Raw genomic sequence first — 21,761 nt, forward strand, 5'->3', positions numbered from 1 at the left:
AGGCTCAGCCCTTGTTGTTGTCGGATCCGTTGGATCGATTGGGCAAATACTTTTTTCTGATGGAAGTTCCATATTGCCGATCGGATATGTCGATCATAGTGTTGAGAACTTTATTCTTTAATTTCTCATTGGACAGCTCTCGTTCCAAACGTTTGAACTTCTGCGCCGGGGTCTCTTTTGGTTTAGGCATTTGGTAGTCGATAGGATTTGTCCAATCTAAGGTACCATGTTTTCCCAACCATACCAAAACGGTGCTCCTTCCTAGGATACCATAAGCTTTTTCAGCCTGTTTATAGGTCACCTCGCTCTTTTCTACCTGAGATACCACAGAAAGCTTAAAGCCTAGATTGTAATCGCGTTGGGTACGATACTTCCTTGGTTTTCCTGAATGATTCATAAATAAGTCGAATTTGTGTCAACTTATTTCAGGACGGGACAGTTTTAAAAATAAAAAAGCCCTCTATATAGAGGGCTTTTTTCGGTTAAGTAATTATCGTAAAATTTGGGATTTTTCTTTTAGTCTTTATAAGTTAAATATCGATTTGTGGTCAACACTTATACTTGAACACATGGTAAAATTAGCCCAATACCTTTGTTTTTGATAATTTATGTTGTGAACACAACTTAAAATGTGGTGAGATTTATCAATGGTTTAAATTCATCGATGAACTACACATTTTACATTATAATTAGTAATCAATATTCGTCTAAATGTTCTGGATATAGAAAATTATTATACGGAAAACGGGTCACATGAATATCTCTAACCTCGTCATAAACGCGTTTTCTAAATTCATCTAGATTCTCTTTGTTCAAGGCAGAAATAAAAAGCGCTCTGTCTCCCACTTTTTCCATCCATGTATTTTTCCAGTCAGCAATGGTAAAATGTCTTCCGGTGCGCTCAGTAATTAAATCATCTTCATCAATAGTTTCATGTTCGTATTGATCGATTTTATTGAATACCATAATCACTTTTTTATCCGAACTTTTGATTTCGGACAAAATTTGGTTTACAGATTCGATATGCTCCTCGAATTGAGGGTGAGAAATATCTACAACATGCAATAGTAAGTCTGCTTCGCGCACTTCATCTAAAGTACTCTTAAAGCTTTCTACCAGTTGGGTAGGTAACTTTCTAATAAATCCTACTGTATCACTTAAAAGAAATGGAAGATTGCCGATAACTACTTTTCTTACCGTGGTATCTAAGGTTGCAAAAAGCTTATTTTCTGCGAAAACATCACTTTTGCTAATTACATTCATTAAGGTAGACTTGCCAACATTCGTATACCCAACAAGTGCCACTCTTACCAAAGCCCCTCGGTTACCTCTTTGGGTTTCCATCTGACGGTCAATCTTGGTCAATTTCTTTTTAAGTAATGTAATACGATCACGAACTATACGCCTATCTGTTTCAATTTCCGTTTCCCCAGGCCCACGCATACCAATACCACCTTTTTGACGCTCTAAGTGAGTCCAAAGCCCGGTTAGTCTTGGTAGTAGATATTCATATTGTGCTAGTTCTACTTGAGTACGAGCATAGCTAGTCTGTGCCCGTTGTGCAAAAATGTCAAGAATTAAACTGGTTCTATCAATTATCTTGCAGCGCAGTTGCTTTTCTATGTTCCTTTGTTGGCCAGGGGTAAGTTCATCATCAAAAATTACCGAACCGATTTCATGCTCTACAACATATTTTTCGATTTCCTCCATTTTCCCTGTTCCAATCATGGTTTTGGGGTTAGGGATGTCCATTCGTTGTGTAAAGCGTTTCAAAACCTCTCCACCGGCAGTGTAGGTTAAAAACTCCAGTTCATCTAGATATTCCTTAACCTTTTCCTCATTCTGATCTTTATTGATTATACCAATAAGAACCGCTTTTTCATAATCTGTACTCTTCTTTTCTATCATAATTCCGTAAAGTGCAAAATTAAGCAATTAGCCATAAGCTATTTCGTATTTTTATTCAACAATACAAAGCTCCATGCGTATACCATTTTTTAAAAAAAAAGTTAAGAAACAACGATATACTATTGCATTCTACAATTTAGAGAATCTATTTGATCCAGAACAAAATAAAAACACCTTAGACAAGGATTATACCCCCATCGGATTAAAAAGGTGGACTGTAGAACGGTATCGACGTAAGCTTGCTAAACTATCTAAAACTATTATTAGAATTGGAGAAGAAGAACATCCATATCCACCTGTATTAATTGGTGTTGCCGAAGCGGAAAACAAAAGTGTTCTTCAGGCTCTTCTAAATACAGATTCGATGGAGGATTTAGGTTACGCATTTATACATTTCGATTCGCCTGATGAACGGGGTATAGATACAGGACTTATCTATCGTAAAAATTTTTTTAAATTAATATATGCCGAACCTTTAGCCTTAATGGTCAATAATATTGAGGGTATTAGAGATACTACTAGGGATATACTTTATGTGAAAGGTGAATTAAATAAAGAATTAGTGCACATTTTTGTAAATCATTGGCCATCTAGGCGCGATGGTGATGTTGAAACTGAATACAAAAGAGTAATTGCTGCTGAAGAAATCATTCAAAATATTAAAAACATTAAGCTGCAAGAGCAAGACCCGAACATTATTGTAATGGGAGATTTTAATGATGATCCGTCCTCAAAGAGTATTCAAATACTGAAAGAAGGAGCAGGTTTGTTCAATGCTATGGAGACCTTACATATTCCTGATAGTAGAGGTACTTCTGTCTATGGTGGTAAGTGGAACATGTTCGACCAAGTCTTGATTTCAAATTCATTCTTCAACTATGAAAAGAACACACATAGTTTTGATACTGCCGGTATATTTGATCATAAATCTCTGAAGGAAAAGAAAGGAAAATATATAGGTACTCCATATAGAACCTTCGTATCACATAGATATATGGGTGGATATAGCGACCATTTTCCAGTATATGCTGTATTTACCTTTAATTCATGACATATTTAAAAAGAAAGAAAATACTTACACAACATAAATTGATGTTTTCACAACAAGTTCACTGTAATGTATAGGTAATTCATCGAATAAAAGTGTTCAATTATCGAACAAAGTTGTTGGTATATATATATTTGTAGTCCAAATCTTACACTTATATAACCTAACGATGAATACAAAAAACTATACCCACAGCGCAAGTAGTATTCTAATAGTACTTTTTTTAGTGTTCTCAGCAGTTGCTAACGTTAACGGTCAAACGACAAAACAACGTTTAAAGATAGCTTCTAGCAACAAGAGTATCGAATTAGCTAATTTTAAATCTAATTTGGTTTCGGATTATGAAATAAAAAGAACACAATTGAAAGAAGTTGCTAAACAGAACAATTGGAAAATTAAGGAAACTCTTGCAAACGGTAAAAAAATTGAGTTACAAGAAATAGGTGAAGATGGTAGTCCTTTATATTATGAGACCTATTCTGACGAAGCTGGTTTTGTATCTAGAGCCAGTACATTAAATACAAACGGTATGTTGGGCCTTAATTTAGATGGTGATGGTATGCAGGTAGGTGTTTGGGATTCAGGTGTTGCCTTAGAAAACCATGTTGAATACACATCTAGAATTATAATAGGTGACGCTGATACCGAAGTGGACTCGCATGCAACCCAAGTAACTGGGAGTATTATTTCTTCAGGGTATAAGAAGGATGCAAAGGGAGTAGCTAGTATGGCAAGCGTTGTATCTCATGATTGGACTAGAGATAAAATTGAAGTTACTGAAGCTGCTGCTAATGGACTTTTACTTTCTAACCACTCTTATGGTATAAAGGCGGATCGCGTACCAGATTGGTATTTTGGTGCTTATACTAAAGTAGCTCAAGATTGGGACAAGATTATGTACAACGCACCTTACTACTTAATGGTTTCTGCTGCAGGTAATGCGCAAAAAAGTAGGGACAACGAGTCACCTACTTTTGGTACAACTGCAGATGGTTTTGATGTGCTGCTAGGTTTTACATTGGCTAAAAATGGAATTACAGTAGCTGGTGCAAATTCTAAAATTGATGGAAATGGTAACTTGAAAAGTGCAACTGTTTCTGCTTACAGTAGTTTTGGCCCTGTTGATGATGGGAGAATTAAACCAGATATTGCCGGTAATGGTGGATCAGTGCTTTCTACAGACTCTTCTAGTAATACGAGTTATAATACTTCTTCTGGTACTTCAATGGCAACACCAGGTGTTACAGGTTCTTTATTGTTGTTGCAACAGTATAATGAAGAATTATATGGTTCTTATATGAAAGCTGCTACTTTAAAAGGATTGGCTTTGCATACTGCAGATGATGTTGATGCACAAGGGCCTGATTATAAAATGGGTTGGGGCGTTATGAATGCTAAGAGCGCTGTTGAGGTTCTTTATAACAAAGATTTTACCAGTCATGTTGCCGAAGAGTCATTAGAAAACGGAGAAACATTTTCTTTGACTGTTTCAGCTGAAGGAAACAAGACCTTAATAGCTTCAATTTCTTGGACAGATATAGAGTCTAGCTTTATTAATAGAGGTGAGTTAAACAATACCACTGCAGCTTTAATTAATGATTTAGATATTAGAATTACGCAAAACGGTAAAACTTTTTTACCTTGGAAATTGAATCCTGCACAGGCTAGTAATGCTGCCATCAAAGGAGATAATAAGGTAGATCCTTTTGAGCGTATTGAGATACCAAATGCAAATGGCACCTATACCATTACAGTGACACATAAGGGTGAATTACAAAACAACACTCAAGATTTTTCTATCATTCTTTCAGGGGTACTGATGACCACGTGTTCAATTGATGCTCCAGAACAAATTTCTTTAGTAAAAACCGAAATTTCTAGCGTAGACCTTACTTGGGGTGCTACTACAGATGGACTTTATGAAATACAGTATAAAGAAGTTCACCAACAAGAATGGGCTACAGAATACATTACTATCAATAATTTTGCTTGGAACGGATTAATTTTTGATAATACATATTCATTTCGAATTAGAACTTTTTGTTCTCAAAATATAGCTTCTGAATATAGCGACCCAGTTACTTTTATCTTTCAAGGTGAAGAGACTGTATTGGAAACATTTAATACGTTAAATGTTGATTCTGAAATTCCTTTTAGTGTATTTCCTAACCCTGCTGTTGACGAAATTCAATTGAACATAGAAACTACCGATAGTACCGTGTATCGAATCGTGAGTACAAGTGGCGTAGCGTTGAAAATGGATTCTGCTATCAATTCTAGAATAAATGTTTCTGATTTACCTACAGGATTATATGTATTGCAAATTCAAGATTTTGATGTAAACAAGAGCACAAAATTTTATAAATATTAATATTATTTAATTCTTCGAGATTGTGTTGTAAATGAAAGCCCTTGTTGACCAATCGTTGAATTCATAACCCCTTCAAACAAAGGCTCTGTACAATCTTTTGGAGCCTTCCATTCAAATATAAAGTTAGACTCGGTGCCACTTTCTACATCCATCTCATCAATAATACTTTCAGCAGTTTCTAATGGCGCTAAATAAATAGGATGGTTGAAATAGCTTCTCAAAGAAGTGCCATGGGTGTCATAATATTCAGCCTTTAAAAGATAAACAGTATCCTTATCACCAGTGTTTCGTAAACTAACCATAGCTGTTAAATTATATGTCTTATGCTCAGAACTACAGTAAATTGGAGAATAAATAGACAGGTAAGATTTTCCATAGTCCAATGAATCCGTAGTATTTAAGGTGATTTTTCTTTTAGACCAATTTTCAGGATTTATAGAACTGATTTCCTTTTCTTCCATACAACCGAATAGCATTATGGTTACATAGAATTACAGAATAAACTTTTTCGTGGTTAAGGGAGGTTTAGAACAAATAGCAATGTTCACAAAATTAAATCATTCATACTATTTTTAGAGTGTTGATTCCTGTTTTTAGTCAGAATTGAACCGTATTGATTATTTGATCTATTTAGTTACTTTCTTTACTTCATCATCTTCTAATAATGATTCATTTCGTAATCTTAAATAAACTTGTGCAGTAGTTAAAACATCTAACTCGCAATAGTTTACAATTCGTTTTAAATCATTTTCCTCATAATAGACGGCTTTTACCATACTACCATCAATATCTTCTTTTGGCGAAGGTATACCTAGAACATGGGCCATTAATTTTAAGGACGTATAATGTTTGTAATCTCCGAATTTCCAAAGCTCCATGGTATCTATATGTGGAATTTCCCAAGGTTTTTTACCAAATAGGTCTAACTTATTAGGCAGAGAAATACCATGAATAATCATTCTACGCGCTATATAAGGAAAATCGAATTCCTTACCATTATGAGCGCATAATATGTTTTTAGTATGGTTGAAATGTTCGTTTAATAATGTTTGAAATTCTTGCAATAATTCGACCTCCTCCCCGTAAAAAGTTGTGAGTCTAAAACTTCTATTTTTCCCTTGAAAGGTAAAATAGCCAACAGAAATACAAATGATTTTACCAAACTCTGCCCAAATTCCTGCACGATCATAAAATTCTTCGGCTGTAAATTCTTCTTTTCGTTGGTATTGCGATTTGTGTGCCCAAAGTTGTTGGGTGGTATCATCTAATTGGTCAAAAGACCTTTTTTCTGGTACGGTTTCAATATCTAAAAAAAGAATGTGTTCTAATTGGATCTTATCTGGCATAGAGATGTAAATTGCTATGAAATAGGAATTTAAGATAATTTATTTGATTATAAAGCTAATTTATTTCGTTTCAAAAAAAGGGTATCTTTAAAACTGGATATCAATTGCTTTAAAATCGTATAAGTTGATTTTTGCTAAATATTCTACTGAACTGTTTTTAATAACACAAATGATATTTATAAATTTTGGTACTAAGCGCCTAATCGTTTTTATTTTTTTTATCACGACACTTTTGTTTTCGTGCAGTAATGATGATGTTCAAGAGACTGAGAATATTCAAGATTTAAATCTTACTATTATTGGTGAAGACTTGCAAGATGTTTACCAGTACAACTTTGAAAGTTTAAATAATATAGAAACCCAGATCAATCTTTCTAGCGAATTAGGTATACAGAACAATTACTTAACCCTGCGCGAATTTGAGGGTTCGTTGTCTTTTTATTCTTTTTCAAATGGCGCAATTTCTCTTACTCAAAAGAATTTAGCCACAGGTAGAATAACTTCTTTTCCTGATTTTTACACTATTAGCGCCGAAAGGTCTTTGGTTTGGGGAATTAATGATGAAAATTCAGTTTATTTTGGACTGTATAAGCCTCTTGGTTCTACTAATTTGACATTACGAGTTGTTTCATTTACCGACATGCAGGGTTTTGATATATCGTTAGAGTTTGGAATATCAAGTTTGTTCGAACCTTTGTATGATAATGGAAATTTATTTATCACATATCTAACTGGTAGTGAAAATTATAAATTACTCGTGTATAATGTGAATGCTAAGGCTATTGTGAAGACCTTTGAGTTTGGTAAGGAAAAACCAAGTTTTCTAATAACAGACTTGGGTGATTTGGCAGTTTTCACTCAAGATGTTAGTAATAATACCAAATTTGAATTGTTTGATCCTTTTAGTTTTCTTAGTATTTCGAACTCGATGTTGCCAATTCCTCTTTCTTTTCCAGCAGGTCCTATAAATGGATCAATAGTGAAAGAAAAATTATATTATCAATATGTCAATACACAGCCTTTTGAAATTGAAAACGGACCTGCATTTTTGGACTTAAATTCTGGGGATAATACGATTTTAGATATTGTAGGACTAATCAATAAAGTAAACAATGATGAAGGAATACTAATTCGACCATTATTTGGTCAGTATCTTTCTGATATTAATCTCTTTGCAATTTCATATGCTCTTCAAAATGCGGTAGGAGAAGAAATAGGAGGTTTTTTATTGGTTTCTTTAGATGGTAATTTGGTCGTAAAAAGAAATTTAAAATTCTTGCCGACCCATTTTGTTGAATAAGGGTTTGCCGACTACCTAGTCAGTTTTTTAACCGTAAATGAAGAGAAGTATATAAAAAAGTGAAGATGGGAAACTCAATTTTATCGACTAAAATACATTTATCTGTAGAAAACTAAGTTTTTCATTGACAAAACAAACTAAATAGTCTGTTATGTAATACCTAAAAAATGGTCGTGTTAGAATAAACGCTGCTGTTTGTGCGGACTTTCATGTTCCAATAACCACTTTTTTCGATGTAGACCACCGGCATAACCGGTAAGAGAACCGTCACTACCAATAACTCTATGGCAAGGAACTACGATCCATAGTGGGTTTCTACCATTTGCAGATCCTACCGCTCTAATGGCTTTGGGGTCGCCAATCAATTTGGAAAGCTCCATATAAGAAGTAGTTCTTCCATAAGGTATGTTTTGAAGTTCTAACCAAACCTTTTTTTGAAATTCCGTACCCTCAGGATTTAAGTCTAATTGAAATTTTGTTCTAATGCCTTCAAAATATTCATTCAGTTGATAAACGGTATCTTCCAATGATTCTGGTATAACATCGGTAAGTGGCTCTTCAAAATCTAGGACAATGATAGAGGAAAGGCCTTCAGAGCCGCCAGTTATTTTGGCAACCCCTAACGGTGTATTCATAAAAGCCACATCCTCCATAGTAACAATTTAATTTTATTCGTCAGGTGAAACACTAGGTTTTTCAATAACTCCGGAAGCTTTTGCGCGTATTCCCCAATTTTTTCGAGCTAATACCTGTAAATCTGCGATATTATCGCTCTCATCCATTATCTCTAGTCCTAATAAGGTTTCTATAACATCTTCCATAGTAACTAAACCACTTACAGAACCATATTCATCTATTACAAGTGCAATAGCTTCACGTTTTTCAATTAGGGTTTCAAATAATGTTGGAATAGGAGTGCTTCTTCTAGTGACAAGTATTTCGCGTTTAATCTCTTTTAATGGAATTTCTCCATTTTGATTGATCATTTCTTCGAGAACGTTGTCCTTCAAAACAAATCCGGTAATATTATCCATCTTTTCTGTATACACAGGAATTCTAGAAAAACGTAATTTTTGATTATCCTTGAAGAAATCTGCTATTGATTTCTCTTCAGAAGCTATTTTCATTACGGCCCTTGGAGTCATAATATCCTTTACAAGAATATCATCAAATCGCAGTAAATTTTTTATGATAGTTGATTCAGATTTTTCAAATACCCCTTCTTCATGGGCCATATCGGTCATGGCATGAAAATCTTCACGACTTAGAACACTACCATGATGTTTACCGCCACCGACCATTTTCGTAAATAAGCGTAATACCCAGAGTAACCCCGTGTATTTTAAGCCTATTACCATAATATTCAAGGTTTTTGCCGAAAAATTAGCGAGTTGTTTCCAGTAGGTAGCACCAATAGTTTTAGGAATGATTTCTGATGCAACTAATATAAGAATGGTCATTAATGTGGATACTACACCTACCATAAGGTCTTCAGTAAATTCTATACCAAAAACCGAACGACTTTCATTACCATATAATTCGGCATAGGCCGCCTTTGCCTGTACACCTACTAAAATTGCACCAACTGTGTGGGCGATTGTGTTAATGGTAAGTATGGCTATCAAAGGTTGATCTACATCTTTTTTAAGAACTTCTAATGTTTTGGCAAAAGATTTCCCCTCTTTCAATTTTACATTTATAAAAGTTGGTGTAATGCTTAATAATACTGCTTCTAATATGGAACATAAGAATGAAAAGAAGATAGAAATGAATGCGTAAAATATTAATAGTCCCATAGCATGGTTTTAAAAATTGAAGATATTAATAAAATTACTAAGGTTTGCGCTGTTTTGCGTTCTCGAACTCCTGATAAAATACTTGTTGAATAGCTGGTCTGATGTTGAGGTCATAAATATTTCGATTTTCTCTAGTTGGATATACCCTATTTGATAGGAATATATATACTAATTTATGCTCTGGATCTGCCCAGACAAAGGTACCTGTAAAACCACTATGACCAAAACTATCTTGACCAACTTCTGGTGCTGGGTATGCATCGGGCAAAGAAAATTTATAATTATTCAAGTAGGGTTTATCAAAACCTAAACCTCTTCTATTGTCGTTTTCTGAAAATTGAGTTCTGGTAAATTCTTCCATTGTTTTTTCGGAGATATAGCGTTTACCTGAATAAATTCCTTTTTGAAGAAACAGTTGCATAATTATAGCTAAATCGTCTGCAGTTCCAAAGAGTCCAGCATTGCCTGAAATGCCGCCTAATAACGAAGCATTTTCATCATGTACCCAACCTTGGGTTAACGTATGTCTATACATAGTATCTACCTCGGTTGGGACAATTTTGTTTGTAAAATTTTTAGTGCTAGGTAGAAACCCAAAAGTTTTCATACCAAGTGGTTTGTAAAATTCCTTGGCCATATATTCCTCATAAGGCATTCCTGTAATTTGCGAAATTAACTCTGGAAAGATTAGAAAAGTTAATCCTGAGTAGGTATACTTTTTATCAGTTGAAACTTCAGAACGATTTATCATTCTGTACATTTTCCTATTGAATCTATTTTTTACATAGATATTTTCATAGGCTTTATTCTGAAATCTTTTGTTTGCTTTATCACGTAAAAACCTTTTTTTAAACCTACCGTTATATTTTATAGTTTCATTAAGAAAAACAATGTAAGGCTGTAAACCGGATTGATGGGCTAGAATCTCTCTAAGCGTAATGTTTCTTTTGTCTTTCCTGTATTTCCAGGACTTCCAATAATTGCTAAAGGGGCTGTCTAAGTCTAGTTTCCTCTCATCAATTAATTTCATGATTGCAGGTAATGGCCCTAAGATTTTGGTAACCGAGGCCAAATCATAAATGTCATTTAGTGCAGCAGGTTGAATGCTATCATAAGTATGGTAACCATACGCTTTATGAAAAATTATATTTCCTGCCTTGGCTATTAAAATTTGTGCACCCGGAAACGATTCATTTTTTATACCATTCGTTATTATACTATCTACCTTTTGGTAAATGTGTAATGAGTCTAATCCAAAATGAGCTAAAGAAGATTTTTGTAAACTTGACCCTTCTGGCAACAATAAAAAATTCGATTCATTTTCTTGCGCACTAAGTCCAATAAATAATAAACCAAATAGTATTATATGAATTTTTTTCATGAAAAGGTCAAATAATTAGCCCATAATCCGTATTACATCTTTTGCAAAGTAACTTGCGATGATATTGGCGCCCGCTCTTTTTATCGCAGTTAATTGTTCCATTACAACGGCATCGTGATTTAACCAGCCCTTTTCTGCAGCAGCTTTAACCATGGCATATTCACCTGAAACTTGATATACGGCAACAGGCACATCTACTTCATTTTTTATTTCGCGTACAATATCTAAATAACACAAACCTGGTTTAACCATAACAATGTCAGCTCCTTCTTCAATATCCATTTGAGTTTCTCTAATGGCTTCAAAACGATTTGCAAAATCCATTTGGTAGGTATTTTTATCTTTAGGTACGTTTTTAATAGCTACAGGTGCTGAGTCTAAAGCATCTCTAAATGGTCCATAAAAGGCACTAGCATATTTCGCGCTATACGCCATAATCCCGGTATTGAGATATCCTTCATCTTCTAATGCCTCACGAATACTTAAAATACGGCCATCCATCATATCGCTTGGTGCTACAAAATCAGCTCCTGCTTTAGCATGTGATATGCTCATTTCTGCTAGCACTTCTACACTTTCGTCATTTAGAATTTGACCGTTAGCCACAATGCCATCATGACCATATGATGAGTAAGGGTCAAGGGCAACATCGGTCATCACTAACATATCTGGACAAGCATTTTTCACCGTTTTAATAGCCAATTGCATTAAGCCATTCTCATTCAATGCTTCTGAACCACTATTGTCCTTTAAATTATCAGGAACTTTTACAAATAATAAGACGGAGTGCAAACCCATTTTCCATAGTTCTTTTACTTCTTTGGTTAAATTGTCAAGACTGAGACGGTAATAGTTCGGCATAGAAGAAATTTCCTCTTTAATACCTTTGCCTTCTACCACAAATAGAGGGACCAAAAAATCACTTGGGCTAATTATTGTTTCACGGACCATATTTCGAATGGCTTCTGAACTTCTTAATCTTCTATTTCTTATAAGTGGATACATAATTCTATTATTTATTTCCTTTAGTTCTTAGATTCCTGACTTTTTCTAATGATATTCTTTAGCCGTTCTTTTCTTAGCTCGGCTTCTTTTTTCAATTTGTTCTTTTTCCTATTCATTAGCTTGGCATGCTTTGCTTTGTTCAATGTATTTTTAGTCTTGCCCTTTTTTGCCATACCTGAATATTTATTTTCAAACGCTTTATCGCTTTGATCTTCTAGTTTTTAAGTAATCAAAACGTATGTATCATGAAGTTTTACAAAAATAGGGGAATTTGAAGAATAGCTACAGCGGTTATTACTTATTTTTATGGGCTTAGCCGCTAAATGATTCTTGATCCAAAAAATACGTGAAGTCTTAAAGTTCAAATATACCTGGAGAACCTATCAACAGCAATTTTTAGATGGTTTTCAAGAGCATATTAAAGATGAGCACTTACACGTATTTGCACCGCCTGGTTCTGGTAAAACGATACTCGGTTTAGAAATTTTGACCCGAATAGATAAGCCTACTTTGGTATTGGCTCCAACATTGACTATAAGAAATCAATGGCGATCTAGGTTGCTGGAATTTTTTACTACTACGCAGGACTTTAAGTTGTTTTCCCTTGATATCAAAAAACCCGATTTCATTACCTTTTCAACCTATCAGTCGCTTTATGCGCTAACGAAATCTTTCGATGATAATGGGAAAGAAATTTTGGTGGAATTTATAAAATCGCATGGTATACAGACTTTAGTTTTAGATGAGGCGCATCACCGTAAAAATGAATGGTGACATTGCCAATATCATCTTAAAAAAATTGAAGGGTTAACAGTTGTTTCCTTGACCGCTACACCACCATACGACAGTTCTACCACTGAAATCAACCGTTATTTTAGTTTATGCGGACCTATTGACGACGAAATTGCAGTACCGGATCTTATAAAGAATGGAGATCTTTGTCCGCATCAAGATTTTATCTACTTCTCTAAACCAGAAGAAGCCCAAATAAAGTATATCGTTAACTACAGGGAGCAGGTATTAAATTTCACCAAAAATCTTATTGCAAATAAGGGGTTGCAGGAAAAATTGATTACGCAATATTTCTACGTGAACCCTAAAGAATCGTTGGATTATATTTATCAATATCCAACCTTTTTCTCTTCGATTATTATTTACCTGAATTCTTTTGGGTATGCTGTAAATGAACAGTACCTTAAAATACTTGGCTTTGCTACTAACGAAGTTACCTTCCCTATTTTCACGTATGAATGGTATGAAGCATTGTAGCAAAATTTGTTGGTGGATCAATGCGAAACTTTTATGGCATTTGAGGATATTTTGATGCCATTAGAAAAGGAATTGAAGCGAATAGGTATATTAGAGAATAGGTGTGTAAATTTTGAAGGTGATGATGTATTGTACCGAAACTTATCAAATAGTCCCAGTAAGCTAGAAAGTATATTCCAAATTGTTAATAATACAAAGAATTGCTTTGACGATCCAGCAAGAACGGTAATCTTGACAGATTTTATCCGTAAAGAATTTTTAAATATTGAGGTTAGCGATTCAAAAACCCTGAATAAGTTGGGTGTTATTCCTATTTTCAAATACTTGTTGCTATTTACTTAAAGGATGCAAGTCAGCAAGATAGTAATTTGTTTATTTCTTTATTGGAAGAAATTATGGCTCCAATAGATAATCCTAAATAGCTATTAATGAATGGTAATTGGTTAAAAGGGAAGTTGGGAATACGTAATTACTACGTAGTTCCAAAGGCCATTGGAAGAATAAAAAAAGAGGCATTGCAGTTTCAAAAATATTGGAACCAACATGTTGATGGTTCAAAAATTATATTTACCAGAACCCTTAAAGAAAGAAAATAACTTTTAAAAGCCAGATTCTCACATCTTAAATATCAATTTGAGGAAGTTGCTAAAAAAGCAATTACTTGTAAGTAACTTAAATTACAATCTCACCAATTAAATAACAAATCGCATTTCCAGATATTTTTACACGATCACCCAAATACTCACAATGTATATTTCCGCCTCGTTGCGATAGTTGTTTGGCAGTTAACTTTGTTTTATTAAAGACTTTAGACCAATAAGGGGTTAAAGTGGTATGTGCAGAACCTGTTACAGGATCTTCAGGAATACCGCATTGAGGCGCGAAAAAGCGAGATACAATATCAACATCATTTCCTTTAGCTGAAACAATTACACCTCTACAATCCAATTCATTTAATAAATGTAAATTGGGTTGCATAGCCTCAATTTCTTCTTGAGAGTTATAGATTAATAAATAGTCGGTTTTTCCTTTATACGTTTCTAGCGGTTGTTTTCCTATAGCTTTTGATATATCGATTTCCTCTGAAACAGCGATTAAATCATCGGTAGGAAAATCCATAGTTAGGAGTCCGGTTTCATCTCTCTCAACCAATAACTCACCACTTCTTGGTGAAATAAACCGAAGTGTATGTCCATTGTAATCGTAGTAATTGTATAGTACAAAAGCAGTCGCTAAAGTGGCATGACCACATAGATCCACTTCTATTTCTGGTGTAAACCAACGAAGCTCGTAATGGTCATCTTTAGGCACCGCAAAGGCAGTTTCAGCTAAGTTGTTTTCAGCCGCTATGTTTTGCATCAATTCAGAACCTAACCATGTATCAAGAATACAAACGGCTGCTGGGTTACCACCGAATAACTTTGTGGTAAAGGCGTCAATCTGATATATTTTTTGTGTCATGGGATAATCTTATCAATCTATCCCAAATTTACGACTTATCTCATCTGCTTTGGCAATCCACTTTTTAGGTGCGTCAAACCTATATCCCACATAAAATTCAAGAAAGCTAATAGAGTCGTCTAACACAAAATTTTCTGAAGAGTTGTTGGTCAGAATTTGTGTGTTGATATTTATACCGCTGAAGAATTTTTCTGAATTATAACCTCCGGTTACTCTAAATACCATTTGGGCAAGTCCTGTCAGTAAAGTTTCACCTTGTGATTTGGATATGTTAAAGCCTAAACCTCCCGTTGCACCTGCTGAAAGAATATAATTCTCATCGAATACCCAATTGTAATAATATCCTGGTCCAACCGCTAATTTAAAAGAATGTTCAATTTGGGTTTCTATATTAGGGTCTTCAAGTTTAAACTTTGTATAGTAATAAGAAATACCAGGTATAAAACTGCCTACACTTTTTTTCTGCCATTCATTTTGAAACCCAATGGCTCGAAATGAAAAATCTTGATTAAAAATATAACTAGAAGTACCACCAATTTTAAATGTTTTTAATTCATCAATCGGTAAGGTTAAATCTTGTGTACGAATGAAGAACCCCTTTTGTTTATAAATATCAACGGTCTGCATAAATTGACCAAAAAATGTGCGAATATTAAACGTGATCAATTTCGAATCTCCGTTATCTTTATTCTCAGACAAAAAATTGGGCGCGTAACCAAAATCAACCTCTAAAAAACGGAATAGAACCGATAGGCCCAAATAGCTTTTGTCATTAGGGATAAACTCTGTTTTATTTCGTGTTATCTTGTCTCTAAGCGTAAAATTATTGGATGTGGTCTGTAAGGCCATCCTAAAGGTAATTTTATCAGGAAATGCTTCTTTATACCTTGAATCTTGCGCAATGGTATATTGGGCTATACATAACATGCAACAAAATAGAATTGTTCTTAAACCCACTCTTTAGGTTTCATTAATACATTCAATAATCGTTCTTCTTCACTGCCTTTTTCAGGTTGATGATCATAACGCCATTGTACATGTGGTGGAAGGCTCATTAGTATACTTTCAATTCTCCCGTTGGTCTTTAAGCCGAAAAGGGTTCCCTTGTCGTGTACCAAATTGAATTCTACGTATCTACCTCGTCTAATTTCTTGCCAATCTCTTTGTTCAGCAGAATAGTTAAGTTCTTTTCTTTTTATAACAATTGGGACATAGGAATTTATAAAGCTATTTCCAATTTCGGTAACGAAGTTATACCAAGCTTGCATATTCATTTCTGGTGATCCTTTGCAGTAATCAAAAAATAATCCGCCAATACCACGCGCTTCATTACGATGGGTGTTCCAGAAATATTCGTCGCAACGTTTTTTATAAGTATTGTAAAAAGTAGCGTTGTGTTTGTCGCAGGCTGTTTTGCATACGTTATGAAAATGAATAGCATCTTCATCAAAAAGATAGTAAGGGGTTAAATCTTGACCACCACCAAACCATTGGTCTACAATCTCACCATCATTTCCATACAATTCGAAATAACGCCAATTGGCATGAACCGTGGGCACCATTGGGTTTTTTGGATGTAAGACCAAGCTGAGTCCACATGCAAAAAAATTTCCTTCCTTTACATTGAAATAGGTTTTCATACTATCGGGCAGTTCCCCGCGTACCCCTGATATATTCACGCCACCTTTTTCAAAAACAGCTCCGTTTTCAATAACTCGGGTTCTACCGCCTCCACCTTCTGGGCGTTTCCAAATATCTTCTTGGAATGTAGCTTTGCCGTCTACCTCTTCCAATTTAGAAGTAATCGCATCTTGAAGTTGTTGTATGTAAGCGTAAAATTTATCTTTCATTTTCTAAGACGTAAAGTTCCATATCTAACGGGTCTTCGTTAGGTGGTGTATATGCTTTAATTAAAGTTCTATTCCAAAGATAGCCACAATTTTGTGCTACTTTAAGACTACCAATGTTAGATTTGTGAACTATTATTCTTAATTGTTCGAGCTTAAGTTGGGTAAATGCCCACTCAGAAATAGTTTTAACCGCTAGGGATGTGTATCCTTTGTTCTTATGCGCGTAGCCGATACAATAAGCGAGTTCTGCCTCATTTTTAACCTTATCAATCTCTTTTACATAGATTAGACCTATAATCTTTCTATATTCAGGTTCTTTTAGGGTAAAAAGAAACTCCTTGCCAGAAGCGAACTCCAAAACCTTTTGTGCAACAAATAACTCGGATAACGTTGGGGTTAGGTTTGAAGCCAGGGTGACTGGAAAAAATCGCTTAAGATGTTCTTCATTGGCGGAAATAAAGTCGCATAACCTCCACCCATCTCGTTCTGAAATCGGATTTATTTCGAAATCTGGTAGTTGAATGGAATTCATAGTGCTACTGTAATTTCGGAAATTCTACATAGAGAACTGAAATAATCAGTAGAATTTAAGCCGGCTTGTATTCTTTCACCGCATCAATAAACGCTTTTGCATTTTCAACGGGCACATTTGGTAAAATACCGTGACCTAAGTTTACTACGTAGCTATCTTTGCCGAATTCATTAATCATTTGATGAACCATTTTCTTGATCTCTGCTGGTGGCGAAAGCAAACGGGCAGGGTCAAAATTACCTTGTAACGTAATTTTTCCACCACTTAAATAACGTGCGTTTCTAGCGGAGCAAGTCCAATCGACACCTAATGCAGATGCGCCTGATTTTGACATATCACCTAAGGCGAACCAACATCCTTTACCGAAAACGATTACTGGAGTTTCGTCTTTTAAAGCATCGATTATTTGTTGAATGTATTGCCAAGAGAATTCTTGGTAATCTGTTGGGGACAACATGCCGCCCCAAGAATCGAATACTTGCACTGCATCAACACCTGCGGCAACCTTCGCTTTTAAATAGGCTATTGTAGTATCTGTAATTTTTTGTAAAAGCTCATGGGCAACCAAAGGTTGAGTAAAACATAATTCTTTGGCTTTGTCAAAGGTTTTACTTCCTTGACCTTGTACACAGTAGCATAGAATAGTCCATGGTGAACCGGCAAAACCTATTAAAGGAATTTCATCATTCAATTTTTCCTTCGTCGCTTTTATGGCTTCCATTACATAGCCCAATGTTTCATGAACATCTGGTACGATAACGCTATCTAAATCTTTTTGAGTGCGAATTGGATTCGGCAAATACGGACCAAAATTCGGTTTCATTTCCACATGAATGTTCATTGCTTGTGGAATCACCAAAATATCACTAAATAAAATAGCGGCATCCATACCATATCTGCGGATAGGTTGAACCGTAATTTCGGATGCCAATTCAGGAGTCTGACAACGAGTAAAGAAGTCATACTTTTCCTTAATCGCCATAAATTCTGGTAAATATCTACCAGCTTGGCGCATCATCCATACTGGCGGTCTCTCTACGGTTTCACCTTTTAAGGCTTTTAGAAATAAGTCGTTTTTTAAGCTCATATTCATTAATAGCTTTTAGCTGCTGGCCATTGGCTTTTAGCTATTCTTTATTTTACTAATTAGACTATTGATCATTTTAGATTCTTTTTGAATCAATTCAAAAATTGACTTCAAGTCTTTGCTATCTAAAAATTTCAATTATTTTGATATTATTAATTGAGTTTCAACTTCAAAAAGAGAACCTAAGGCAATCTCTAAAAATCGTTTAAATTCAACTTCACTATTTCGGCTGCATCCTTCTGCAATATTAGAAGGATCAGAGACTGCAGCTCTTGATATTTGACTTTTAAGTCCGAATTTTTCTTCGTTCGGCAATTTTTGAACTAAACTATAAACAAGCTTAACTATGGTGATTCCATTTTTCCATATTTCAAGCTTTTTAAAATCTCTCATAATTTATTAAAAAACTAAAGGCTAGCGGCCAAAAACTAAAGGCGATTTATTAATCTTGATAATCGCTGTTTACCAACTCAATAACACTTTCTACCGTAGGTATTTTGGCAACCTTTACTTCTTTGAAATGTTCTCTAGCCGCTTTTGCTGTAGTTTCTCCAATACAGTACGCAACACGGTCAGTTGAATTTTCTTTTAAGTAGCTCTCTACGTTAGACGGACTGAAAAACAAAATGCCTTTAGTGCTATCTGGTATAGATTTTCCCGAAAGTTTTGTTCTGTATGCCTCAATAGCATTTACGGTAATATTGTTTTCCTCTAAAATATTTGGTAACTCTTCTAAGCTTAGATTACCATGAAAATAGGTGACTTCGGTGCCTTCAATAAATTCTACCAAATGTTTAGCTAGATCTTTAGCGTTGTTTTCATAATGCGTTACTTTACCAAACTTGTTTTTGATGAATCGACGTGTTTTTCTACCAACACAATAGATGTTTTCGAAATCAAGCTCCACAGCGCTGCTATTTGTTAAAACAGCCTCTACTGCATTTTTACTTGTAAATACTACGTTTTTATGTTTCTTCTTTAAAACAATCGGTGAAATTCTATTCGGACTAATCTTTATAAAATCGTCTGAATCGGCATTAACCGAAATGTTAAGTAGAAGTTGCTGTGGCGGAGTCAATTTCTTGGTAGAAAAAATATTTATTTCTAAACCGGAATTAGCTAATTCAGACATTAACCTTTTACCGCCTCTGGCTAGAATGCTTTTAGCACAGTCTATACCTAAATTTTTGTGTTTTCCTAACGGCGCAGTTAATTCTGCCTCTAGCTTTTTGCTTCCATCGACATTTAATAAAACACCTTTTAAAGTGACAATGTTTTCTTTGTTGACATATGCCAATGCTCCAATCGGAGCGCTACAACCACCTTCTAATTCTCTAAGAAATTCTCTTTCAAGACTTACACAAGTATCGGTTTCTTCATGGTTTAATTGTGCACAGGCTTCAAGAATTTCTTCATCGTCCTGCATGGCAACGATCATAATGGCACCTTGTGCAGGTGCAGGTAGCATCCAAGTTAGTCCGATAGTGTTTTCTGGTTCTAAACCAATACGTTCCAAACCGGCAGCGGCGAAAATGGCACCGTTCCAATCATTCTCGTAGAGTTTTTCTAATCGTCTATTTACGTTACCCCTTAAATCGACAACCGTATGCGTTGGGTATCTATTTAGCCATTGTGCTTGTCGACGCAAACTACCAGTAGCGATTACTCCGTCGCGTGAACCTAAAAATTCTTCATTGTCCTTAAATGCCATGATATCCATGTAATTACCCCGTTTTAAAACAGCGGCTTTTACAATGCCTTGTGGTAAGGCTGTAGGTACATCTTTCATAGAATGTACCGCAATATCAATATCACCATTGATCATGGCAACATCTAGTGTTTTGGTAAACACTCCCGTAATTCCTAATTCATATAAAGGTTTATCTAAAATTAAGTCTCCGGTAGATTTTACCGGTACTAATTTTACTTTATGTCCTAATGCTTGAAGTTGACTTTTAACGGTATTCGCCTGCCATAGCGCTAATTCGCTATCACGCGTGCCTAATCGTATTACTTTACTCATTTTTGGTCCAATTCTAATTGAAATACTTTTTGGATAAATTCTAAACTTGAATTGGAATCTACCGTGTCATCTTTAAGATGATTTGCAAATTGTGTAGTTATTTTTTGAATGATGCGATTGGTAATCACATCTGCTTGATCTGCGTTGAAATTAATTGATTTCTTAGATTGATAATCAAGCTCTTCGTCTTTCATGGTCTTCAGCTTTTTCTTCAATGCTTTAATGACAGGGGCAAACTTTCTGGTTTCTAACCATTGGTTGAAATCATGCATTACCTCGTCATTAATAGCTTCAGCTTCAGGTATGAATAGTTTTCTTCGTTCTAAAGTTTCATCGGTCATTTGTGATAAATGATCCAAATGAATTACCGTTACGTTATCCATTTCTGAAATGGAGTCATCCACATTTTTAGGAACGGATAAGTCTAATATCAGTAATGGTTTCTTTGTATAAATTAACTCTTTGGTAATTGTTGGTTTCTGTGCGCCTGTCGCTACAACCAATATATCAGATTTTCTAATTTCTGATTGTAAGTCACCGTAATCTTTCACCATAAGGTTAAACTTCCCGGCAATTTGTTCAGCCTTGCCTTTCGTTCTATTAATTAACGTGATGTGCGGATTCTTGGTGTGTTTTATAAGGTTCTCACAAGTGTTACGGCCTATTTTACCGGTTCCAAAAAGAAGAATGTTCTTTTCTGAAACGTTCGATACATTTCGTAAAATATATTGAACAGAAGCAAAAGCTACAGAAGTTGCACCTGAAGAAATTTCCGTTTCATTTTTAATACGTTTGCTTGCCTGTATAATGCTGTTACATAGACGTTCTATAAAAGGATTGGCAATACCCAATTCTTTTGATCGTTTAAAACTTTGCTTTAATTGACTAATAATTTCAAAGTCCCCAAGAATTTGACTATCCAATCCGGTACCTACACGAAATAGGTGATTGATTGCTTCTTTGTTTTTATATACATAGGCAACTTCTTGAAACGCTTCAACGGTTCCGTTAGAATGGTCGCACAATAGTTTTATAAGCTGAAAAGGATGTTGGGCAAATCCATGCAGTTCTGTACGGTTACAAGTAGATGTCGCTAGTAGACCATCAATACCTTGATTTTTCGCTTCTATTAAAAGTTTGTTGACTGCAACTTCATCTAAACTAAATTTACCACGTACCACGGCATCAGCCTTTTTATAGTTAAGGCCAATTGTGTAAAAAGAGTTGTGTTTAGAAATATGATAGTCCTTCATAAAGCGGATACAAAAGTATGGCCGTCAATCAAATAAAAATAACGCTTGCGGTACAATTAATGTCGTCTGCAGAATTTTTGGATGAAAAATGATATTTATCAGTTTAATAGCATAATTTTATTGGGTTATCA

The 21,761-nt window shown here is 35.0% G+C and carries 24 protein-coding genes; 7 read left to right on the top strand and 17 right to left on the bottom strand.

Going from position 1 to position 21,761, the window contains the following annotated elements; genetic code table 11:
* Positions 1–4 precede the first annotated feature (4 nt).
* Together AACZ49_RS06980 and hflX are read right to left on the bottom strand one after the other, a co-directional pair.
* A complete protein-coding gene (locus AACZ49_RS06980) occupies positions 5–397 on the bottom strand; it encodes a hypothetical protein (RefSeq protein ID WP_339652928.1) in 393 nt (130 codons plus the stop codon).
* A gap of 299 nt (positions 398–696) precedes the next feature.
* The gene (hflX, locus tag AACZ49_RS06985; RefSeq protein WP_339652930.1) at positions 697–1,908 is read right to left on the bottom strand and encodes a GTPase HflX; all 1,212 of its coding nucleotides are present in this window, start codon (positions 1,906–1,908) and stop codon (positions 697–699) included.
* A gap of 73 nt (positions 1,909–1,981) precedes the next feature.
* Here hflX and AACZ49_RS06990 point away from each other — a divergent pair, with 73 nt between their 5' ends.
* Together AACZ49_RS06990 and AACZ49_RS06995 are read left to right on the top strand one after the other, a co-directional pair.
* On the top strand, positions 1,982–2,959 hold the full coding sequence (locus tag AACZ49_RS06990; protein WP_339652932.1) for an endonuclease/exonuclease/phosphatase family protein: 978 nt from the start codon (positions 1,982–1,984) through the stop codon (positions 2,957–2,959).
* 166 nt (positions 2,960–3,125) lie between these two features.
* Positions 3,126–5,327 carry a S8 family serine peptidase gene (locus tag AACZ49_RS06995; RefSeq protein WP_339652933.1) on the top strand — a complete coding sequence of 734 codons (2,202 nt, stop codon included), beginning with the start codon at positions 3,126–3,128 and terminating at the stop codon, positions 5,325–5,327.
* Between the two features lie 2 nt (positions 5,328–5,329).
* On the opposite strand, the gene AACZ49_RS07000 is transcribed toward AACZ49_RS06995, so the two are convergent.
* Both AACZ49_RS07000 and AACZ49_RS07005 read right to left on the bottom strand, forming a co-directional pair.
* The gene (locus tag AACZ49_RS07000) at positions 5,330–5,788 is read right to left on the bottom strand and encodes a DUF3124 domain-containing protein (RefSeq protein WP_339652934.1); all 459 of its coding nucleotides are present in this window, start codon (positions 5,786–5,788) and stop codon (positions 5,330–5,332) included.
* 165 nt (positions 5,789–5,953) lie between these two features.
* Complete coding sequence (locus AACZ49_RS07005; protein ID WP_339652936.1) at positions 5,954–6,673, bottom strand: 3'-5' exonuclease; 720 nt, start codon at positions 6,671–6,673, stop codon at positions 5,954–5,956.
* Between the two features lie 169 nt (positions 6,674–6,842).
* Here AACZ49_RS07005 and AACZ49_RS07010 point away from each other — a divergent pair, with 169 nt between their 5' ends.
* Positions 6,843–7,973, top strand: coding sequence for a hypothetical protein (locus AACZ49_RS07010; RefSeq protein ID WP_339652938.1), 1,131 nt, complete (start codon positions 6,843–6,845; stop codon positions 7,971–7,973).
* A gap of 176 nt (positions 7,974–8,149) precedes the next feature.
* Here AACZ49_RS07010 and AACZ49_RS07015 read toward each other — a convergent pair whose 3' ends face one another.
* From AACZ49_RS07015 to AACZ49_RS07035, 5 genes are read right to left on the bottom strand one after another with little or no spacing between them, the layout of a single operon-like run.
* Complete coding sequence (locus AACZ49_RS07015; RefSeq protein ID WP_339652939.1) at positions 8,150–8,626, bottom strand: methylated-DNA--[protein]-cysteine S-methyltransferase; 477 nt, start codon at positions 8,624–8,626, stop codon at positions 8,150–8,152.
* A gap of 15 nt (positions 8,627–8,641) precedes the next feature.
* Complete coding sequence (locus tag AACZ49_RS07020) at positions 8,642–9,769, bottom strand: hemolysin family protein (protein WP_339652941.1); 1,128 nt, start codon at positions 9,767–9,769, stop codon at positions 8,642–8,644.
* A gap of 37 nt (positions 9,770–9,806) precedes the next feature.
* Complete coding sequence (locus AACZ49_RS07025; protein WP_339652942.1) at positions 9,807–11,150, bottom strand: serine hydrolase; 1,344 nt, start codon at positions 11,148–11,150, stop codon at positions 9,807–9,809.
* A 15-nt stretch (positions 11,151–11,165) separates the two neighbouring features.
* On the bottom strand, positions 11,166–12,155 hold the full coding sequence (hemB, locus tag AACZ49_RS07030; protein ID WP_339652943.1) for a porphobilinogen synthase: 990 nt from the start codon (positions 12,153–12,155) through the stop codon (positions 11,166–11,168).
* A gap of 20 nt (positions 12,156–12,175) precedes the next feature.
* Entirely contained in the window at positions 12,176–12,328 is a 153-nt protein-coding gene (locus AACZ49_RS07035) for a hypothetical protein (protein ID WP_339652944.1), read from the bottom strand.
* A gap of 157 nt (positions 12,329–12,485) precedes the next feature.
* Here AACZ49_RS07035 and AACZ49_RS07040 point away from each other — a divergent pair, with 157 nt between their 5' ends.
* The 4 genes from AACZ49_RS07040 (at position 12,486) to AACZ49_RS07055 (ending at position 14,020) form a co-directional block, all read left to right on the top strand.
* Positions 12,486–12,929, top strand: coding sequence for a DEAD/DEAH box helicase family protein (locus AACZ49_RS07040; RefSeq protein WP_339652945.1), 444 nt, complete (start codon positions 12,486–12,488; stop codon positions 12,927–12,929).
* A gap of 48 nt (positions 12,930–12,977) precedes the next feature.
* Positions 12,978–13,424: a hypothetical protein gene (locus AACZ49_RS07045; RefSeq protein WP_339652947.1), complete on the top strand. Its 447-nt coding sequence runs from the start codon at positions 12,978–12,980 to the stop codon at positions 13,422–13,424.
* 33 nt (positions 13,425–13,457) lie between these two features.
* On the top strand, positions 13,458–13,766 hold the full coding sequence (locus tag AACZ49_RS07050) for a hypothetical protein (RefSeq protein WP_339652948.1): 309 nt from the start codon (positions 13,458–13,460) through the stop codon (positions 13,764–13,766).
* An 86-nt stretch (positions 13,767–13,852) separates the two neighbouring features.
* Entirely contained in the window at positions 13,853–14,020 is a 168-nt protein-coding gene (locus AACZ49_RS07055) for a hypothetical protein (RefSeq protein ID WP_339652949.1), read from the top strand.
* A gap of 76 nt (positions 14,021–14,096) precedes the next feature.
* On the opposite strand, the gene AACZ49_RS07060 is transcribed toward AACZ49_RS07055, so the two are convergent.
* The 8 genes from AACZ49_RS07060 to hemA all read right to left on the bottom strand — a co-directional run bounded on the left by AACZ49_RS07060 (position 14,097) and on the right by hemA (position 21,630).
* Entirely contained in the window at positions 14,097–14,885 is a 789-nt protein-coding gene (locus tag AACZ49_RS07060; protein ID WP_339652951.1) for a PhzF family phenazine biosynthesis protein, read from the bottom strand.
* Positions 14,886–14,897: 12 nt separating this feature from the next.
* Positions 14,898–15,812, bottom strand: a complete 915-nt coding sequence (locus AACZ49_RS07065; protein ID WP_339652952.1) for a DUF4421 family protein — start codon at positions 15,810–15,812, stop codon at positions 14,898–14,900.
* A gap of 20 nt (positions 15,813–15,832) precedes the next feature.
* Positions 15,833–16,735 carry an oxygen-dependent coproporphyrinogen oxidase gene (gene hemF / locus AACZ49_RS07070; protein WP_339652953.1) on the bottom strand — a complete coding sequence of 301 codons (903 nt, stop codon included), beginning with the start codon at positions 16,733–16,735 and terminating at the stop codon, positions 15,833–15,835.
* Positions 16,725–17,267 (bottom strand): GNAT family protein, encoded by a 543-nt coding sequence (locus tag AACZ49_RS07075; protein ID WP_339652955.1) that lies wholly within the window; start codon positions 17,265–17,267, stop codon positions 16,725–16,727. Before AACZ49_RS07075 ends, hemF begins: the two co-directional genes overlap by 11 nt.
* Before the next feature lie 55 nt (positions 17,268–17,322).
* A complete protein-coding gene (hemE, locus tag AACZ49_RS07080; RefSeq protein WP_339652956.1) occupies positions 17,323–18,354 on the bottom strand; it encodes a uroporphyrinogen decarboxylase in 1,032 nt (343 codons plus the stop codon).
* A gap of 138 nt (positions 18,355–18,492) precedes the next feature.
* Positions 18,493–18,747 carry a four helix bundle protein gene (locus AACZ49_RS07085; protein WP_339652957.1) on the bottom strand — a complete coding sequence of 85 codons (255 nt, stop codon included), beginning with the start codon at positions 18,745–18,747 and terminating at the stop codon, positions 18,493–18,495.
* Positions 18,748–18,796: 49 nt separating this feature from the next.
* Entirely contained in the window at positions 18,797–20,377 is a 1,581-nt protein-coding gene (hemC, locus tag AACZ49_RS07090) for a hydroxymethylbilane synthase (RefSeq protein ID WP_339652958.1), read from the bottom strand.
* On the bottom strand, positions 20,374–21,630 hold the full coding sequence (gene hemA, locus AACZ49_RS07095; RefSeq protein WP_339652960.1) for a glutamyl-tRNA reductase: 1,257 nt from the start codon (positions 21,628–21,630) through the stop codon (positions 20,374–20,376). Before hemA ends, hemC begins: the two co-directional genes overlap by 4 nt.
* Between the last annotated feature and the right edge of the window lie 131 nt (positions 21,631–21,761).

It is taken from the genome of uncultured Maribacter sp. (genome assembly GCF_963975365.1).
GTDB lineage: Bacteria > Bacteroidota > Bacteroidia > Flavobacteriales > Flavobacteriaceae > Maribacter.

Bases quoted from the DNA above. Each gene is read 5' to 3' on its own strand.
- AACZ49_RS07005 (WP_339652936.1), bottom strand. From the start codon at position 6,673: ATGCCAGATAAGATCCAATTAGAACACATTCTTTTTTTAGATATTGAA.
- hflX (WP_339652930.1), bottom strand. From the start codon at position 1,908: ATGATAGAAAAGAAGAGTACAGATTATGAAAAAGCGGTTCTTATTGGT.
- AACZ49_RS06990 (WP_339652932.1), top strand. From the start codon at position 1,982: ATGCGTATACCATTTTTTAAAAAAAAAGTTAAGAAACAACGATATACT.
- hemA (WP_339652960.1), bottom strand. From the start codon at position 21,630: ATGAAGGACTATCATATTTCTAAACACAACTCTTTTTACACAATTGGC.
- AACZ49_RS07055 (WP_339652949.1), top strand. From the start codon at position 13,853: ATGAATGGTAATTGGTTAAAAGGGAAGTTGGGAATACGTAATTACTAC.
- AACZ49_RS07060 (WP_339652951.1), bottom strand. From the start codon at position 14,885: ATGACACAAAAAATATATCAGATTGACGCCTTTACCACAAAGTTATTC.
- AACZ49_RS07010 (WP_339652938.1), top strand. From the start codon at position 6,843: ATGATATTTATAAATTTTGGTACTAAGCGCCTAATCGTTTTTATTTTT.
- AACZ49_RS07065 (WP_339652952.1), bottom strand. From the start codon at position 15,812: ATGTTATGTATAGCCCAATATACCATTGCGCAAGATTCAAGGTATAAA.
- AACZ49_RS07035 (WP_339652944.1), bottom strand. From the start codon at position 12,328: ATGGCAAAAAAGGGCAAGACTAAAAATACATTGAACAAAGCAAAGCAT.
- AACZ49_RS07075 (WP_339652955.1), bottom strand. From the start codon at position 17,267: ATGAATTCCATTCAACTACCAGATTTCGAAATAAATCCGATTTCAGAA.
- hemE (WP_339652956.1), bottom strand. From the start codon at position 18,354: ATGAGCTTAAAAAACGACTTATTTCTAAAAGCCTTAAAAGGTGAAACC.
- AACZ49_RS07015 (WP_339652939.1), bottom strand. From the start codon at position 8,626: ATGGAGGATGTGGCTTTTATGAATACACCGTTAGGGGTTGCCAAAATA.
- AACZ49_RS06995 (WP_339652933.1), top strand. From the start codon at position 3,126: ATGAATACAAAAAACTATACCCACAGCGCAAGTAGTATTCTAATAGTA.
- AACZ49_RS07020 (WP_339652941.1), bottom strand. From the start codon at position 9,769: ATGGGACTATTAATATTTTACGCATTCATTTCTATCTTCTTTTCATTC.
- AACZ49_RS07085 (WP_339652957.1), bottom strand. From the start codon at position 18,747: ATGAGAGATTTTAAAAAGCTTGAAATATGGAAAAATGGAATCACCATA.
- hemF (WP_339652953.1), bottom strand. From the start codon at position 16,735: ATGAAAGATAAATTTTACGCTTACATACAACAACTTCAAGATGCGATT.
- AACZ49_RS07000 (WP_339652934.1), bottom strand. From the start codon at position 5,788: ATGGAAGAAAAGGAAATCAGTTCTATAAATCCTGAAAATTGGTCTAAA.
- hemC (WP_339652958.1), bottom strand. From the start codon at position 20,377: ATGAGTAAAGTAATACGATTAGGCACGCGTGATAGCGAATTAGCGCTA.
- AACZ49_RS07050 (WP_339652948.1), top strand. From the start codon at position 13,458: ATGGCATTTGAGGATATTTTGATGCCATTAGAAAAGGAATTGAAGCGA.
- AACZ49_RS07025 (WP_339652942.1), bottom strand. From the start codon at position 11,150: ATGAAAAAAATTCATATAATACTATTTGGTTTATTATTTATTGGACTT.
- AACZ49_RS06980 (WP_339652928.1), bottom strand. From the start codon at position 397: ATGAATCATTCAGGAAAACCAAGGAAGTATCGTACCCAACGCGATTAC.
- hemB (WP_339652943.1), bottom strand. From the start codon at position 12,155: ATGTATCCACTTATAAGAAATAGAAGATTAAGAAGTTCAGAAGCCATT.